Below are 15,388 nucleotides of genomic sequence, written 5' to 3' on the forward strand. Positions count from 1 at the left end.
GTGGATCAGGCGGCGGTGGCGCGGCCGACGATGATCGTTCGGGCGGGGTTATCGGGGTCGGCGCGCATGACGAACCCCTCTCGGGTGGACCACTCGTCGGTGTTGTTGGCGTTGGCGTTGGCGCTCTGACCTGCGCCAACGTTGGCAACAACGTGGGGGACAGGGGCGGTCTGGGAGGGGGAGGGGAGCGGGGGCACGTCCTGGTGGTGGATACCGGGCCCGTTGCCGTCCGGGGTGCGGACCCCTGCGCGGACCGGGATGCCGGCCTCGGAGAGGAGGGTCCGGACGGCCTTGGTGGAGGCTTCCCAGCCGGGGTGGTTGGCGGCCAGATCGGAGGCCAGCCGGGTGAGCAGAACGGAGGTCTCGCGGGCCGTCAGGGAGGCCGTCAGCCGGTGGGCGTCGGCGGGGGTCGGGACGGTGGTCTCGGGCTCCTCCTCCTGGTCCTCGTCGGCGGCCTCGGAGGCGCCGACGTCGGCGTCGGCGGTGAGGGTCTGCTTGGGCTTCTCCGGGGCGGTGGTGTTGCCGAGGATCAGGGCGGTGATCAGCCACAGGGTGAGGCCGCCGCCGAGGATGGCCCCGGCGTGCTGGCGGACGGCGGGGATGCCGGCAAGGACGACGGCGGAGACCACCGCGCACCCGACGGCAAGGAGAGCGGGGTGGGTCGGCCGCTCGCGCTTGAGCGCGTCGAGCGCGGCGGCGCGCTGCTCCGGGTCCTCGATCTGCTGTGCCTTGGTGCGCCGCGTCTTCCATGCGGCGAGGGTTTCGGCGTGCTCGGCGCGGGCGTCGGCGTGCCGGGTGCGGATCGGGGCCAGCATGCGGCGGTTGCCCTGCCGGAGCGCGGTGAGGGAGAGGCCGCCGAGGTAGGGGTGGACGGGCCGCTCCCCCGCGAGGGTCCGGAGCGCGGCGGCGCGCTGCTCCGGGTCCTCGATCTGCTGCGCCTTGGTGCGGCACTCGCGCCACGCAGCGAGGGCCTGGGCGTGCACGGCAAGCGATTCTGCGAGGTGGTTGTCCATCAGGCGCCGAGCCCGTGGAGCAGGGACCCCAGGACGGTCACCGGGACAGCCAGCAGTCCCCCGGCGGTCGACAGTGCGCCGGGCAGCGCAACGCCGACGATCAGGTCCTTGGCCATGCCCGGCTTGGTGCCGAAGCCGATCAGGAGCAGGATCAGCGCGACGGCGCCGGCGCCGACCGGGCCGACGGTGCCGGACTGCGAGTTGATCGAGTCGCTGATGCTGGTGGACACGGTGCCGATCTGCGAGAGGGCCGTCCCGGCGCTGGCGGCGAGCAGGCCGAGGGCCGCGCCCCAGTAGATGACGTGGTGGTCCTTGACCGGCTGGAGCTTGCCGCCGCCCTTCTTGTGGATGAACAGCGCGACGATGATGAGCAGGATCATGCCGCCGGACCCGATGGCTCCGAACATGGTGGTGAACTCCTCTGGTGTGGTCAGTAGATGTGGAGCTGGTGGCCGGTGGCGGCCAGGAGGGGGGCGAGGCCGCAGGCGACGGTGAGGCCGGAGGCGATCGGGATGCGAGCGAGGACCAGGAGCGTGAGCGGCCGGGTGCCGCGGACCTCGCTCACGCGCAGTCGTCCCCGGTCCCGAAGGTGGGTGTCGAGCCCCCAGCCGAAGAGCGCGAGCAGCGCGCCGACCATGGGGCCGCCGGGGGTGGTGATCTGGACGAGGCCGGTCGCGTAGCCGCCGATCGCGCTGATCGCGGTGAGGGCCGCCCAGCGCCGGAACCGCCGGACACGGTCGGTGGGGCCGGTGGTGCGGGCGGCCCGGCGCTGCTGCCGGCGGGCTCGGGTGCGGGCCTCGCGCCGATCGGCCAGCTGCTGCTGACGATGGCGCAGGGCGCGCTGGGCGGGGGTCTCCCCGGCCGCGGCGCGCTCCCGGTCCTCCTGGGCGCGAGCGCGCTGCTTGGCGAGCTCGCGCTCGGCCTCCCGGCGCTGGGCCCGGTCTTCCGGGGTCTCGGAGATCCGCTCGGCGAGCAGATCGGCAAAGCCGACCAGGTCGTCCCGCTGGATGGGGCGGTCGGGGGCGAGGACGTCCTCGACGCGGTGGCGTTCGGCGCGCTCCTTGGAGGTCTCCCCGACCTTGCCGAGCGCCGAGTCCATCCGGGCACGCTGTGCGGCGAGCAGGTCCTCGTACTCGACCTGCTGGCGGGCAGCGCGCTGGGCCTCGCTCTCGGTGAGGAGCTGTCCGACCTGGGAGGTGATCGTGGAGGCCTGCTCGGACAGGATCCGGCCGAACGGGGCCCAGAACGCCTGCGCGGCGTCCTCCATGGAGGCGGCCTGGGCGGGGCCGGTGTCGATCGGGACCGGGATGTGGACGTCGGGCTCCGGCTGGACCGGGGCGGGGACACGGGGGCCGGTCTTGCGCCACCGCTCGCCCATCGGCTCGGGAGTCGGCATGCCGGCGGTGGGCGGCTCGGTCGGGGGCGGGGGGATCGTCACCGGAGCCACCCCCGGCGGGCCAACTCGCAAAGGCCCCACACGGCGAGCCCGACGTCGACCAGGATCAGCAGCAGGCAGAGCAGGTAGATCATGGCTGTCTCCTCTTGGGAGAGAAGGGGGCCCGGCTGGGGCCGGGCCCCGGACGGCGGGTCAGGAGGAGCGCCACCAGGTGCGGACGGGGTTGGCCTCCAGAGCCGTGGTGCGGCGGGTCTTGGCGTCCATGGCGGCATGGCCCGCGCGGTCGGCGGCACGAACCGCCTTCGCCCTGCGCTGCTGGCGGGACTGTGCGGGTTGGGCGGGCGGCTTCTTGCCGATGCCGAACATCAGGCGCCCTCCCCGATCCGGCCGACGAGGACGAACGGCTCGCCGTCCAGCTCGCAGAGCGCGCGGAACTCGGCGGGGTGCTCGCCGTCGGCGGAGGCGTCGGTGACCGTCAGGCGGCGGCACCAGGTCTCGCGGAGCAGGTCGGCGACCTCATCGATCGTCAGCGGCTCGGAGAGGCGGTAGGCGAGGCCGCCGCGGTCGAGGCGGGCGATGCCCAGGCCGGGCACGTTGCGGACGGTGTTCACCGGGCACCGCCCGTTTTGCCGACCTGGACGGTCAGCACGCGGTCGGCGCCGGCGGCGGCGCGGGTGCGGTCTTCGGAGGTGATCGGGGGGATGGGGGGCGCGATCATGGTCAGGGCCATGACAGGGGTCTCCTTGCTGAGGATCAGCGGAGCAGATGTGGGGAGGCTGCGGGCCGCGACGGCGGTGCAGTTGGCGCAGGTCAGGCAGGGGCCATCCAGCGAGGGCCGTCCAGGTTCCAGCGCTGTCGGCGACCTACCGCGCGTCGTCCGTGTCGTGCGGGTAGAAGCCGGTCACCTCGACGGGGACGCCGTGGCTGAAGCCGTAGGCGGTCAGCCATCGGCTGGTGCCGTACTCGCCGTTGTCGGTGGTGGCGGGATCCAGACCCAGGGCCTCGCGCCACTGCTCGAACGTGTCGAGGCCGCGGTGCAGCGACAGCTTCACGCCCCACGCACCCCACGGGATGTCGGTGCCGGGCTGGAGGAACCGGTGCAGCGCCGGCGTGGGGGTGGGCAGGTCGGTGTGTGCGGTGAGGATGGCCAGCAGAGCGGCGGCGCGGATCTGGTTGCTGGCAACGGCGGTGGTCTCGATGCCGGTGGTCACGATGCCTGCTCCTCGGGCGGGGTGGTCTCTTCGTCGGTGACGGGTACGGCGTGCAGGGCGGGGCGCTCGGTGGAGCGCAGTTCCTGGTAGCGGCTGGCGATCCAGCCGGCGGACCAGCCGGTCAGGTCGACCGCTCGGCGCTGCGGGATGCGGGCCACGACGCAGTCCTGGACCTTCATCCGGGCCTGGTCCTCGGGCAGCCGCCCGTCCACGGCGGGCGCGGACATGAGTTCCTTCCGGAGCCGCTCGATCTCCCGCTCGGCGTCCTGCTCACGCTCACGCTCACGCTCACGGCGCTCACGCTCACTCGCCTCGCGCTCACGGCGCTCACGATCACGCCGCTCGGAGTCCTGCTGGCGCCGCCGTTCGTCGCGCTCGGCGTCTTCCCGGCGGGCCTGCTCGTCCCGCTGTTCGCGGGCCATGCGCTCCTCGTGCTCACGCTGCTTGTCGGCCATCCGCTCGTCGTGCTCACGGCGCTCGCGCTCGCGCTGCTCGGCCTGGGCGAAGTCGGCCAGCCGGTCCTCGCGTTCCTGCTTCCGGCGCTCCTCCTGACGGCGGTCGCGCTCGGCCCGCTCATCGCGCTCACGGGCCGCTCGTGCGGCCAGCGCGGCGGCGATCGCCCGCCGGTAGGCAAGGGAGGTTTCCGCCGTGACGATCAGCAACAGCGGCGCCACCGAGTGGACCGCCACCCCGACTTCGTCGTGCTCCAGGGCGGACTGACCCATGTTGAGCAGCACCGTCATGGTGCCGGTCATCCAGCGCAGCACGACAGGCCAGCGGCCGCCGTCGCCGTCGAGGCGGGCGAGCGTGCTGTCCATCCGGACCACGATCACCACCGCCGCGTCCACGACCAGCGGCAGGATCGGCGCCGTCCACCCCCAGTCCTTCGGGGTGTGGTGGGACATGAGCGGGGTCACCGTGAGCACGCTGTACAGGACCGCGCCCAGCGTGATCGTCCACGTCCCCACGGCCAACGCCTTCTCGGCCGAGCGGATCTGCTCCGGGCTCATCGGCGCCTTCACCACGACCACCGCCCGGTGCCCCGCGAGCGTCCGGTGAGCGTGTCGTGAGCGGGCGTGAGCGCCGTGAGCGGGAGCCCGGTCCTCACGCCGCCGCCCGCTCGACGCCGGTGGTGCGGCGGATGACCGCCGGGCGCCGCAGCGGCACCGGCGCCATGTCCAGCAGCCGCTCCGCGTAGGCGGCCAGCTCCGGGTCCTCCCGGCGCAGGTCCGCCAGCACCGCGTACGCCACGTCCAACCGGGCCTGGCGCTCGATCGCCGACTCGCCGGTCACGCCGGCGAACAGCTCCTCGTCCACGCCCAACGCCAGCTCCGCGAACTCCTCGGCGCCCAAGGCGTGTTGACCTGCAACAATCGACTTCACGGATCTACCTCTTCCAGTGGGAGGTGGGCCCCAGGGGCTGCCGCGCGCCCGGCCAAGGAATGCGCGGCGGCCCCGAATCCAGGGCCAGCTACTCGTCACGTCACGAGCAGCCATGACCCCCGACCCGCCGCAGACGGCGCGCGGATCGGGGACCAAAGACACTCGTTCGCTGAGACCACGCCCGCTCCGGCGCCGGGAAGTCCGGCGGTGAGCTGGCGGGAGGTGCGTCTTTCAGGGCAGACGCGGACCTTTCGGTCCATGCCATCCGCATGCCAAGGCGCGGTCGACCTCGGCCCGATCTGTCCCGGGCCCCTTCGCCTATCCCCATAGGCGCATTCGTGCAGCTCAGAGCAGCCCAAAGAAGGCCCCTCTGTGTCACCCCTGTCTCACTCGGTGCGACATGCACAACATAGACAACCTGCTTAGGCAGGTCAAGAGAGTTGGGTTTCTCGCGCCTGTTGGGCACCTCCCCTAGCATTGGCCCATGGCTCTGGACCCGGATGACTCTCGCCCCCCGTATCAGCAGGTCGGCAGCTCTCTGCGGGCCTCGATCCTCACGAAGAAGCCGGGCTTCGAGACCGGCGACAAGCTCCCCTCCGGCCCCGAGCTGGCGAAGCACTTCGGCGTGGCGCGCGGCACGGTGGACAAGGCGCTCGACCTGCTCCGCACCGAAGGGCTGATCGTGACCCGGCAGGGGAGCGGCTCCTTCGTGCGGGAACGCACCTCGCGCCCGGTCGGGCTTCGCCCGCACCTGGAGGCGGCCTTCGAGCAGCAGCAGGTGACTCTCGACTTCGCCGGCTTCTCCAGCGAGACGCTGCACAACGCGCTGCAGGAGCCACTCGACAAGGTCCGCTCCGGCCGGCTGGCGCCAGAGTCCATCACGGTCCGCCTGCTGCTGCCGGACACCATGATGCCGATGGCCGTGCCGGTCCTGGTCGACGGGCTCCAGGACGAAGCCGCGCTCCGGCAGCGCGCCCGCAACATCGCCCTGACGAACGCCGGCGGCATCGCGCACTCCGTGGAGATGCTGGCCGAGTTGGGCCTGGTCCAGAAGGCAAGCGTCCAGGTCAAGGTCCACCGGGCGTCCAGCCTGTTCAAGCTGTACATCCTGAACCGGTCGGAGGCCTTCTTCGGCTTCTACCCGCTCCGCGAGCGCACCATGTCGATCGACGACACCGCCCACACCTTCTACGACGTGACCGGCAAGGACACCACCCTGTTCCACCACGCCGCCGGCCCGGACGACGCTTCGCTCGGATCGCAGTATGTCCAGCAGGCCCAGATGTGGTTCGACAGCGTGTGGAACACCATCGCCTACGAGCGCCAGCCATGACCGCCACCCCTCAGCAACTCGCCGACGTGCTGCGGCCGGTGAAGCACGTCCTCCTCGACTTCGACGGCCCGGTGTGCTCGGTCTTCGCCGGCCTCCCCGCCCCGGAGGTCGCGCGCCGACTCCGTGAGGGCCTGCTCGCCGCGGGCGAGCAGGCCCCGGCCGGGGCGGAGGAGGAGAGCGACCCACTCGCCCTGCTGCGGTTGATCGCGGACGCTCGTCCTGACCTCACGGAGGGCACGGATGCCGCACTGGCCGCGCTGGAGACCGAAGCCGTCCGGGTCGCCCGCCCGACCCCGGGCGGAGAATCGGTTCTCCATGCCTGTGCCCGCTCCGGCCGCCTAGTGTCCGTGGTTAGCAATAACGCGGGCGCGGCCATCGAGTCCTACCTCGCCGAGCACGGCCTCAGCAAATACGTGGCTGGCGTCTTTGGTCGCGTCCCGGGTGACCCTTCATCCATGAAGCCTAGTCCGCGCCTTCTGCTCGAAGCGGTGGAAGCCGCAAGCATCGGGCCGGAGCATTGCATTTTCATCGGCGACGCAACCCGCGATGTCGAAGCCGGGGAGGCCGCCGACGTCCCGACGATCGGCTATGCCAACAAACCGGGGAAAGCGGAACGCTTGGCTGTTGCTGGAGCGGTGGTTGTGGTGAGCTCCTTGGAGGAAATTGCCACGATGATTACGTAAGTATCATTAGGCGAAAGCGGGCTCAGTGGCTCGGTGAAAATCTAGCCGAGCCAAAGCATTCTCGCGGCTATGCTTGCTCGGGGGCTACAACATAGAGGTCGATATTGCGTGTGTCGCGATCGTCCTCCGGGGCTTCCCAAGTCACACTAACTCGGTAAGTCCCGTGGCTCGTTCCCGAGATCGGCAGTTCAAGCAGAATATGGCCAATCGATGGCGCATCCTTGCGCGCCGATGGCGCAATCGGAATCGCTGTTGAAACTGCAAATGTTGTGTCGCCGCCCGGGCCTGTGACGGCTACCGAAAGCTGGCCGTTTTGCGCTGCCTCGTTGGCTGTACTTGCCGGGCCCGAAGTGAATGTGATGGCCAGGGACTGTTTGAAGCTGAACGGGAGGCTTGGGGCGTTCACAACACGCTGGTTGACCCCCACGAGCGTGAGCGCGCCCCGCAGATCTGCTGCTGCCCCCTCTGCGAGGATGACATGGTCGATCTTCATGTGACTGCGGATCCAATCGAGGTGACGACAGTAATGGCTGCCTGTCCGACGGCTGTCTGGACAACGCTTGGTGTGGGGGTGGACAAAATGACTGTTGAAGGTCGGACTACCGGCGTTGATGGGGAAGCGCTGAGTAGGGTGACATGGGGTTTGCCAGCAGGCTGCAAGCGGCCAACCAATTCGTATCCCAAGGCGTCTGCAACATCTGCCATGCGCGAGAAGCGCGCATTTTCGTAGCCGCCAGATTCGTCCTTTTGTACCATTTGTTCTGTGACGCCTAGAATTTCAGCAAGCTCGGCCTGATTTAGCCGCTTTGAGATTCGCGCCTTGATGAGTGCATCGGGTACGTCATCGAGTCCTCGAATCTCGAACGTGACGGTCTCTCCGCGCTTGATTGATTCATACTCGTCGATCTCGTAGGCGAGCTTGCTGGCCAGCGTCATCCACACCGCCCGCTCGTCGCTAGATGCGCTCTCCGCAGCCTCTCGGAGTTCCGTGATCTTTTTCTTGGCGACACCAAGCTGACGCTCATTTCGGATCATGAGAACCCCTCCAGGTTCAGGCGAATGATTCCCTTGGGCGTGCCGTCGCGATCTGTGGAGAAGAAGTCCTTTATGGTGACCCACCCTGTGACTGTGGGCTGCGGCGAGGGATATGGCCACAAGTCAATCTTATGCATCCGCTTGAGCATTTCGTGCTGGCCAAAAGAGAACAAGCCCCAGGTGGACGTATCTGCTCCACTCGGCGGGACGTAGATAACTTCGACATCTCTCGGGCGCTCCTTCGCGGTGACAAAGGAGCCGTCGATGTAGATCTCGGTGACTCCCAGGTCAACGAGACTCTTCACCGTGTGGTGCAAGTTGACCATGAGGTCTTTGCGCTTGAAGTTAGTTCCGAAGGCACGGTCGAGCTCGTTCCATGACGCCTCGTGGTCGCCAGGGGGCAGGAGGCCAGACGGGTTGAGCGAGGGCAGCGACAAGAGCGTAACCCAACTTCGAGGTTGTGTCAGGAGGGCGGTGCGGTTGACCACGCTACGCCTCGATGGTCTGATTATGAACTTGATCACATGAGTGAATAGGAATGGAAGGTTTGATGGCCCCGAGGGTTGCCGGCACGGCCTGGGGTGGGCTGCGAGAGGGCAACCTGCCGCCGTCGCCTGGCGCGCACAAGGGGCGGGCCGGTGTCAGGGGTTGCCGCCGGGCGGGTTGTGTGGTCCAGAGATCATGATCCGGACCGGTGACGGACCAGATCCGGTCCGCGATCAAGAGTCCGCAGGTCAGAACATGCCTGGTCAGCGGCCTGTAAATCTGTCGCGCAAGCTACGCAGGTTCGAACCCTGCACCAGCCACAGGATAGAGAACAGGCCCTGATCTGCGGAAACGCAGATCAGGGCCTGTTTCGTTTTCCCCGGCGCGGACGGGTGGAGTTATTGCGCATTACTTGCAATTGCTGGGTGCAGGCAGCAGAGTGGGGCCCGGGGGTGGGAGTCCTTCGACTGAGCTGATCGTCTTCCCAACCGGCGCCCGCCGGGACAACGGCTCGCCCACCCCCGCCAACAGCCCCCGGACGTCGCGCGGCCGGTGCGTCAAGGGCGCGTCAAAGCCGCTCGTGGCCGCGTCAGGAACGCGTAGGGGCCGGGGGAGGGGCGGGAGCGCGGACCGCAGGATCGGAGCAACTGCCGACCCGCGGAGGTTCCGTCCGATGTCCAGCGCCACCACCACCCCGGCCGTCACGGCCGAACCCGAGCCTCCGGACACCGGCGCGGGCGACGAGCGGCACCGGCTCAGCGCGCTCGGCGGACTGGCGGCGCTCTCGCTGGACGCGATGGCCTCCGTCGCGTACGGGCCGGAGTCGATCGTCCTGGTGCTGGCCGCGGCCGGCGCGTACGGGCTGGGCTTCACGCTGCCGGTGACCGTGGCGATCGCCGTCCTGCTGGCGGTGCTGGTCGCCTCCTACCGGCAGGTGATCGCGGCGTTCCCGGACGGCGGCGGCTCCTACGCGGTCGCCAAGGCGCACCTGGGCCGTCGGACGGCGCTGACCGCGGCCGCCTCGCTGGTGATCGACTACGTGCTGAACGTCGCGGTCTCGGTCACCGCCGGCGTGGCCGCGCTCACCTCGGCCGTGCCGGGCCTGTACGGCCAGCGGGTCTGGCTGTGCCTGGGCGTGCTCGCGCTGGTGACCCTGGTGAACCTGCGCGGGATCGCCGAGTCGGCGCGCTGGTTCATGGCGCCGACGGCCGTCTTCGTGCTGTCGATCCTGGCGATCATCGTGGTCGGCCTGTTCCGGGACGGCCCGGCCAGCACCGCGGCCGCCGCCGGGCACGCCTCGTCGCTCGCCGAGAACGCCACCACCGTGGGCGCGCTGCTGCTGCTCAAGTCCTTCGCGGCCGGCTGCTCCGCGCTGACCGGCGTGGAGGCGGTGGCCAACGCCGTCCCCTCCTTCCGCACCCCGCGGGTCAAGCGCGCCCAGCACACCGAGGTCGCGCTGGGTGCGCTGCTCGGCGTGATGCTGATCGGGCTGGCCGTGCTGATCGGGCGCTTCCACCTGCGGCCGGTCGAGGGCGTCACGGTGCTCGCCCAGCTCGCCGACGCCTCGCTCGGCCACGGCGCCGGCTTCTACGTCGTCCAGTTCGCCACCGTGGTCCTGCTCGGACTGGCCGCCAACACCTCCTTCGGCGGCCTGCCGGTGCTGCTCGACCTGCTCGCCCGGGACAACCACCTCCCGCACGTGTTCGCGCTGCGCGCCGACCGCCAGGTGTACCGGTACGGCGTGCTGTTCCTGGCCGCGGTGTCGGCGGCGCTGCTGGTCGGCTCCGGCGGGGACGTCAACAGCCTGGTACCGCTGTTCTCGATCGGCGTCTTCGTCGGGTTCACCGTCTGTCAGGTCGGCATGGTCCGGCACTGGGTCCTGCACCGGCCGGACGGCTGGCGGTGGAAGGCCGCGCTGAACGGCTTCGGCGCGCTGCTCACCGGTGTCGCCGCCCTGGTCGTCACCGGCACCAAGTTCACCGAGGGCGCCTGGGGCATCGTGGTCGCCCTGCCGCTGCTGGTGGTGCTGTTCGAGGCGGTCCACCGCAGCTACGGGCGGATCGGCGAGCGGCTGGAGCTGGGCCGGGTGCCCGGCCCGGTGACCCGGCAGCGGAGTCTGGTCGTCGTCCCGGTGACGGCGATCACCCGGCTCACCCGGGACGGCCTGTCGGCGGCGCTCTCGCTCGGCGACGAGGTCATGGCGGTCACCGTGGTGCACGAGCCGACCGCCGCGGAGGCGCTGCGCCGGGACTGGGAGCTGTGGCAGCCGGGCGTCCCGCTGGTGGAGATCCCGGACGACCACCGGCGCCTGGGAAGGCCCATCGCCGACTTCGTCAACGAGCTCGGGTCGGAGCACGCCTACGACCGGCTGACCGTGCTGATCCCCGAGGTGGAGCCCGCCCGCTGGTGGCAGCGGGCGCTGCAGAACCGGCGCGGCGCCGTGATCGACCGCGCGCTGCGCCGGCACACCGACGCGGTGGTCTGCCGGCTGCGGATGCGGATGTGACGGCGGTGTGACCGGGTGCTGCGGCCGGAGACGCGACCGGGCGCTGCGACCGAAGACGCGACCGGGCGATGCGGAGGTGACCGCGAGGCGACCGGGGACGCGACCGGGCGATGGGGAGGTGACCGGCGGGAAACCGTTGGACGGCCCCGGGCGGCAGGCTGCCGCCCGGGGCCGTTCGCCGTCCCACCACCCTTTCGCGTCAAGGTCGCGTCAACGCGGCGCCGTCACCCGTATGGAGGGCGTCAGGGCCCGATAACGCGCCCCTGACGGCTGGTTTGCTGCATCTGCCGGTCGTCCGCCGGCGCCGCGCGAGCCCCTCGGCCCGGTCGCGGCATCCTCCGAACCACGCTGGTGGAGCCCATGTCCGATCTCATCTACGTCGGTGTCACGGTCGCCGTGTTCGCCGTCATCGCCCTGATCGCTCGGGGGGTGGAGAAGCTGTGAGCGTCGAGAACGTCACTGGTCTGATCGTGGCCGTCGCGCTCGTCGGCTATCTCGTCGTGGCGCTGATCTTCCCGGAGAAGTTCTGACATGGGATCCACTCTCGCGGGCTGGCTGCAGGCCCTCGCCATCGTCGGCGCGCTGGCCCTGTGCTACCGCCCCCTCGGCGACTACGTCGCCAGGCTGCTCACCACCTCCAAGCACCTCAGAGTCGAGCGCGGCATCTACAAGGTGATCGGCGTCGACGGCGACGCCGATCAGCGCTGGCCGGTGTACCTGCGCTCGGTGCTGGCCTTCTCGGCGGTCTCCGTCCTCTTCCTGTACGGCCTGATCCGCCTCCAGGGCTACCTGCTGCTGAACCTGGGCGTTCCGCAGATGGAGGGCCACCAGGCCTGGAACACCGCGATCTCGTTCGTCGCCAACACCAACTGGCAGTCCTACTCGGGCGAGCAGGCGATGGGCCACCTGGCGCAGATGGCCGGCCTGGCGGTGCAGAACTTCGTCTCCGCGGCCGTCGGCATAGCCGTCGTCGCCGCGCTGATCCGGGGCTTCACCCGCAACCGGACCGACCGGGTCGGCAACTTCTGGGTCGACCTGGTCCGGATCACCCTGCGGCTGCTGCTGCCGATCTCGATCGTGTTCGCCCTGGTCCTGGCCGCCTCCGGCGTGATCCAGAACTTCCACGGCTTCCACGAGGTCACCACGCTCAGCGGCGAGGTGCAGAAGATCCCCGGCGGCCCGGTGGCCTCCCAGGAGGTCATCAAGCTGCTCGGCACCAACGGCGGCGGCTTCTTCAACGCCAACTCGGCGCACCCCTTCGAGAACCCCAACGGCTTCTCCAACCTGGTCGAGATCTTCCTGCTGCTGGTGATCCCGTTCGCCCTGCCCCGGACCTTCGGCCGGATGGTCGGCGACAACCGCCAGGGCTACGCGATCGTCGCCGTGATGGGCCTGTTCTGGATCGCCTCGACCGCCCTGCTCACCTTCGCCGAGTCCCAGCACTCCGGCAGTGCGCTGCAGGCCGCGGGCGCCGCGATGGAGGGCAAGGAGCAGCGCTTCGGCATCGCCGCCAGCTCGCTGTTCGCCGCCTCGACGACGCTGACCTCGACCGGCGCGGTGAACTCCTTCCACGACTCGTACACGCCGTTCGGCGGCGGGCTGACGGTCTTCAACATGATGCTGGGCGAGATCGCGCCCGGCGGTACCGGCTCCGGTCTGTACGGCATGCTCGTGCTGGCGGTCGTGGCGGTGTTCGTGGCCGGCCTGATGGTCGGGCGCACCCCCGAGTACCTGGGCAAGAAGCTCGGCGGCCGGGAGATGAAGTTCGCCTCGCTGTACATCCTGACCACGCCGACGATCGTGCTGGTCGGCACGGGTGTGGCGATGGCCCTGCCGGGCGAGCGGGCCGGGATGCTCAACTCGGGCGCCCACGGCTTCTCGGAGGTGCTGTACGCCTTCACCTCCGCCGCCAACAACAACGGCTCGGCCTTCGGCGGCATCACCGTCAACACCGACTGGTACGACACCGCGCTGGGCCTGGCGATGATCTTCGGCCGTCTGCTGCCGATCGTCTTCGTCCTGGCGCTGGCGGGCTCGCTCGCCCAGCAGCAGCCGGTCCCGGCCACCCCGGGCACCCTGCCCACCCACAAGCCGCTGTTCGTGGGCCTGCTGTCGGGCGTGATCCTGATCGTCGTCGGCCTCACCTACTTCCCGGCCCTGGCTCTCGGGCCGATCGCGGAAGGTCTCACCTCCTGATGTCCACCCCCACGCTCAACCCCGCACCGGCCGACCGGACCGGCCGGGCCGACAAGACCGCTGCCGAGCCCGCCGCGCCGCACAGAGTGGCCAGCGGCCTCCTCGACCCGAAGCTGATCGTCGCGTCCCTGCCGGACGCGGTGAAGAAGCTCGACCCCCGGGTGATGGTCAAGAACCCGGTGATGTTCGTGGTCGAGGTGGGCTCGGTGGTCACCACCGTCTCCGCGATCGCCGATCCGTCGGTGTTCGCCTGGGCCATCACCGTGTGGCTCTGGCTCACCACGGTCTTCGCCAACCTGGCCGAGGCCGTCGCCGAGGGCCGCGGCAAGGCCCAGGCGGACACGCTGCGCAAGACCAAGACCGAGAGCGTCGCCCGCCGGCTGACGAACTGGCCCGCCACCCAGGACGAGGAGGAGGTGCCCGGCACCGCGCTCCGGCTCGGCGACCACGTCGTGGTCGAGGCCGGGCAGGTCATCCCCGGCGACGGTGACGTGGTCGAGGGCGTCGCCTCCGTGGACGAGTCGGCGATCACCGGTGAGTCCGCGCCGGTCATCCGGGAGTCCGGCGGCGACCGCAGCGCCGTCACGGGCGGCACCAAGGTGCTGTCCGACCGGATCGTGGTGAAGATCGCGTCCGAGCCCGGCAAGTCGTTCATCGACCGGATGATCGCCCTGGTGGAGGGCGCCGCCCGGCAGAAGACGCCGAACGAGATCGCGCTCAACATCCTGCTGGCCTCGCTGACCATCGTCTTCCTGGTCGCCGTGGTGACCCTGCAGCCGATGGCCACCTACGCGGGCGCCCCGCAGTCGATGATCGTCCTGGTCGCCCTGATCGTCGCGCTCATCCCGACCACCATCGGCGCGCTGCTCTCCGCGATCGGCATCGCCGGCATGGACCGGCTGGTGCAGCGCAACGTGCTGGCGATGTCCGGCCGCGCCGTCGAGGCCGCCGGCGACGTCAACACCCTGCTGCTCGACAAGACCGGCACCATCACCCTGGGCAACCGGCAGGCCGCCGAGTTCCTCTCGGTGAGCGGCGTCTCCACCGACGAGCTCGCCAGTGCCGCGCAGCTCTCCTCCCTCGCGGACGAGACCCCCGAGGGCCGCTCGATCGTGGTCCTGGCCAAGACCGAGTACGGCCTGCGGGCCCGCGCCCAGGGCGAGTTGACGCACGCCACCTGGGTGCCGTTCACCGCCCAGACCCGGATGTCGGGGGTGGACCTGGAGGAGGCCGACGGCGTCCACCAGGTCCGCAAGGGCGCCGCCGCGGCCGTGTCCACCTGGGTCACCGAGAACGGCGGCCGGGTCACCGACGAGGTGTCCACCCTGGTCGACGGCATCTCCGCCGCCGGTGGCACCCCGCTGGTCGTGGCCACCAGGATCGGTGACCGGCCCGCCCGGGTCCTGGGGGTCATCCACCTCAAGGACGTGGTCAAGGAGGGCATGCGGGAGCGCTTCGACGAGCTCCGCCGGATGGGCATCAAGACCATCATGATCACGGGTGACAACCCGCTGACCGCCAAGGCGATCGCGGAGGAGGCGGGCGTGGACGACTTCCTCGCCGAGGCCACCCCCGAGGACAAGATGGCCCTGATCAAGAAGGAGCAGGAGGGCGGCAAGCTGGTCGCGATGACCGGCGACGGCACCAACGACGCCCCCGCGCTCGCCCAGGCCGACGTCGGCGTCGCGATGAACACCGGGACCATGGCGGCCAAGGAGGCCGGCAACATGGTCGACCTGGACTCCAACCCGACCAAGCTGATCGAGATCGTGGAGATCGGCAAGCAGCTGCTGATCACCCGCGGTGCGCTGACCACCTTCTCCATCGCCAACGACGTGGCCAAGTACTTCGCGATCATCCCCGCGATGTTCGCCGGGGTCTACCCGGGCCTGAGCCACCTCAACGTCATGGGCCTGCACAGCCCGCAGTCCGCGATCACCTCGGCGATCGTCTTCAACGCCCTGGTCATCATCGGCCTGATCCCGCTCGCCCTGCGCGGCGTGCGCTACCGCCCGTCCGACGCCAGCTCGCTGCTGCGCCGCAACATCGGGATCTACGGGTTCGGCGGCCTGGTGGTGCCGTTCGTCGGCATCAAGCTGATCGACCTGATCGTCCAGTTCATCCCCGGCCTCAGCTGACGCAGGGA

Annotated in this window: 19 protein-coding genes; 7 read left to right on the forward strand and 12 right to left on the reverse strand. The window is 70.1% G+C overall.

Annotated features, from left to right (window positions below; all coding sequences use genetic code 11):
• Positions 1 to 5 precede the first annotated feature (5 nt).
• The 8 genes from ACIRD3_RS25865 to ACIRD3_RS25900 all read right to left on the reverse strand — a co-directional run bounded on the left by ACIRD3_RS25865 (position 6) and on the right by ACIRD3_RS25900 (position 4,537).
• Positions 6 to 983: a hypothetical protein gene (locus ACIRD3_RS25865; RefSeq protein ID WP_402221007.1), complete on the reverse strand. Its 978-nt coding sequence runs from the start codon at positions 981 to 983 to the stop codon at positions 6 to 8.
• A 29-nt stretch (positions 984 to 1,012) separates the two neighbouring features.
• Positions 1,013 to 1,420, reverse strand: a complete 408-nt coding sequence (locus ACIRD3_RS25870) for a hypothetical protein (protein WP_402221010.1) — start codon at positions 1,418 to 1,420, stop codon at positions 1,013 to 1,015.
• Between the two features lie 23 nt (positions 1,421 to 1,443).
• Positions 1,444 to 2,451 carry a hypothetical protein gene (locus ACIRD3_RS25875; RefSeq protein WP_402221012.1) on the reverse strand — a complete coding sequence of 336 codons (1,008 nt, stop codon included), beginning with the start codon at positions 2,449 to 2,451 and terminating at the stop codon, positions 1,444 to 1,446.
• A 150-nt stretch (positions 2,452 to 2,601) separates the two neighbouring features.
• Positions 2,602 to 2,775, reverse strand: a complete 174-nt coding sequence (locus tag ACIRD3_RS25880; RefSeq protein WP_402221015.1) for a hypothetical protein — start codon at positions 2,773 to 2,775, stop codon at positions 2,602 to 2,604.
• On the reverse strand, positions 2,775 to 3,020 hold the full coding sequence (locus ACIRD3_RS25885) for a hypothetical protein (RefSeq protein ID WP_402221017.1): 246 nt from the start codon (positions 3,018 to 3,020) through the stop codon (positions 2,775 to 2,777). The genes ACIRD3_RS25880 and ACIRD3_RS25885 overlap by 1 nt, the downstream gene beginning before the upstream one ends.
• Positions 3,017 to 3,139, reverse strand: a complete 123-nt coding sequence (locus ACIRD3_RS25890; protein WP_402221020.1) for a hypothetical protein — start codon at positions 3,137 to 3,139, stop codon at positions 3,017 to 3,019. The genes ACIRD3_RS25885 and ACIRD3_RS25890 overlap by 4 nt, the downstream gene beginning before the upstream one ends.
• Positions 3,140 to 3,272: 133 nt before the next feature.
• Positions 3,273 to 3,620, reverse strand: a complete 348-nt coding sequence (locus ACIRD3_RS25895) for a hypothetical protein (protein ID WP_402221022.1) — start codon at positions 3,618 to 3,620, stop codon at positions 3,273 to 3,275.
• Positions 3,617 to 4,537, reverse strand: a complete 921-nt coding sequence (locus ACIRD3_RS25900; protein ID WP_402221024.1) for a DUF2637 domain-containing protein — start codon at positions 4,535 to 4,537, stop codon at positions 3,617 to 3,619. Before ACIRD3_RS25900 ends, ACIRD3_RS25895 begins: the two co-directional genes overlap by 4 nt.
• Position 4,538: 1 nt before the next feature.
• On the opposite strand from ACIRD3_RS25900, the gene ACIRD3_RS25905 reads away from it, so the two are divergent.
• Entirely contained in the window at positions 4,539 to 4,679 is a 141-nt protein-coding gene (locus tag ACIRD3_RS25905) for a hypothetical protein (RefSeq protein WP_402221027.1), read from the forward strand.
• A 45-nt stretch (positions 4,680 to 4,724) separates the two neighbouring features.
• On the opposite strand, the gene ACIRD3_RS25910 is transcribed toward ACIRD3_RS25905, so the two are convergent.
• Positions 4,725 to 5,003 carry a hypothetical protein gene (locus ACIRD3_RS25910; RefSeq protein ID WP_402221029.1) on the reverse strand — a complete coding sequence of 93 codons (279 nt, stop codon included), beginning with the start codon at positions 5,001 to 5,003 and terminating at the stop codon, positions 4,725 to 4,727.
• A gap of 484 nt (positions 5,004 to 5,487) precedes the next feature.
• Between ACIRD3_RS25910 and ACIRD3_RS25915 the strand changes: the two genes are divergently transcribed.
• Positions 5,488 to 6,336: a GntR family transcriptional regulator gene (locus tag ACIRD3_RS25915; protein WP_402221032.1), complete on the forward strand. Its 849-nt coding sequence runs from the start codon at positions 5,488 to 5,490 to the stop codon at positions 6,334 to 6,336.
• Positions 6,333 to 7,019, forward strand: coding sequence for an HAD family hydrolase (locus ACIRD3_RS25920; protein ID WP_402221034.1), 687 nt, complete (start codon positions 6,333 to 6,335; stop codon positions 7,017 to 7,019). Before ACIRD3_RS25915 ends, ACIRD3_RS25920 begins: the two co-directional genes overlap by 4 nt.
• A gap of 67 nt (positions 7,020 to 7,086) precedes the next feature.
• Here the strand turns inward: ACIRD3_RS25920 and ACIRD3_RS25925 are convergent, their stop codons facing one another.
• From ACIRD3_RS25925 to ACIRD3_RS25935, 3 genes are read right to left on the reverse strand one after another with little or no spacing between them, the layout of a single operon-like run.
• The gene (locus tag ACIRD3_RS25925; RefSeq protein ID WP_402221037.1) at positions 7,087 to 7,512 is read right to left on the reverse strand and encodes a hypothetical protein; all 426 of its coding nucleotides are present in this window, start codon (positions 7,510 to 7,512) and stop codon (positions 7,087 to 7,089) included.
• Positions 7,509 to 8,054 (reverse strand): helix-turn-helix domain-containing protein, encoded by a 546-nt coding sequence (locus ACIRD3_RS25930; RefSeq protein ID WP_402221039.1) that lies wholly within the window; start codon positions 8,052 to 8,054, stop codon positions 7,509 to 7,511. The genes ACIRD3_RS25925 and ACIRD3_RS25930 overlap by 4 nt, the downstream gene beginning before the upstream one ends.
• Complete coding sequence (locus tag ACIRD3_RS25935) at positions 8,051 to 8,542, reverse strand: DUF6932 family protein (RefSeq protein ID WP_402221042.1); 492 nt, start codon at positions 8,540 to 8,542, stop codon at positions 8,051 to 8,053. Before ACIRD3_RS25935 ends, ACIRD3_RS25930 begins: the two co-directional genes overlap by 4 nt.
• A gap of 671 nt (positions 8,543 to 9,213) precedes the next feature.
• On the opposite strand from ACIRD3_RS25935, the gene ACIRD3_RS25940 reads away from it, so the two are divergent.
• The 4 genes from ACIRD3_RS25940 to kdpB all read left to right on the forward strand — a co-directional run bounded on the left by ACIRD3_RS25940 (position 9,214) and on the right by kdpB (position 15,380).
• The gene (locus ACIRD3_RS25940; protein ID WP_402221044.1) at positions 9,214 to 11,046 is read left to right on the forward strand and encodes an APC family permease; all 1,833 of its coding nucleotides are present in this window, start codon (positions 9,214 to 9,216) and stop codon (positions 11,044 to 11,046) included.
• A 440-nt stretch (positions 11,047 to 11,486) separates the two neighbouring features.
• Positions 11,487 to 11,576, forward strand: a complete 90-nt coding sequence (gene kdpF / locus ACIRD3_RS25945; RefSeq protein ID WP_402221046.1) for a K(+)-transporting ATPase subunit F — start codon at positions 11,487 to 11,489, stop codon at positions 11,574 to 11,576.
• A 1-nt stretch (position 11,577) separates the two neighbouring features.
• Complete coding sequence (gene kdpA, locus ACIRD3_RS25950; RefSeq protein ID WP_402221048.1) at positions 11,578 to 13,242, forward strand: potassium-transporting ATPase subunit KdpA; 1,665 nt, start codon at positions 11,578 to 11,580, stop codon at positions 13,240 to 13,242.
• Positions 13,242 to 15,380, forward strand: coding sequence for a potassium-transporting ATPase subunit KdpB (gene kdpB, locus ACIRD3_RS25955; RefSeq protein WP_402221050.1), 2,139 nt, complete (start codon positions 13,242 to 13,244; stop codon positions 15,378 to 15,380). The genes kdpA and kdpB overlap by 1 nt, the downstream gene beginning before the upstream one ends.
• Positions 15,381 to 15,388: the final 8 nt, after the last annotated feature.

The organism is Kitasatospora sp. NPDC093550 (genome assembly GCF_044764985.1).
In the GTDB taxonomy this organism is placed as follows: Bacteria; Actinomycetota; Actinomycetes; order Streptomycetales; family Streptomycetaceae; genus Kitasatospora.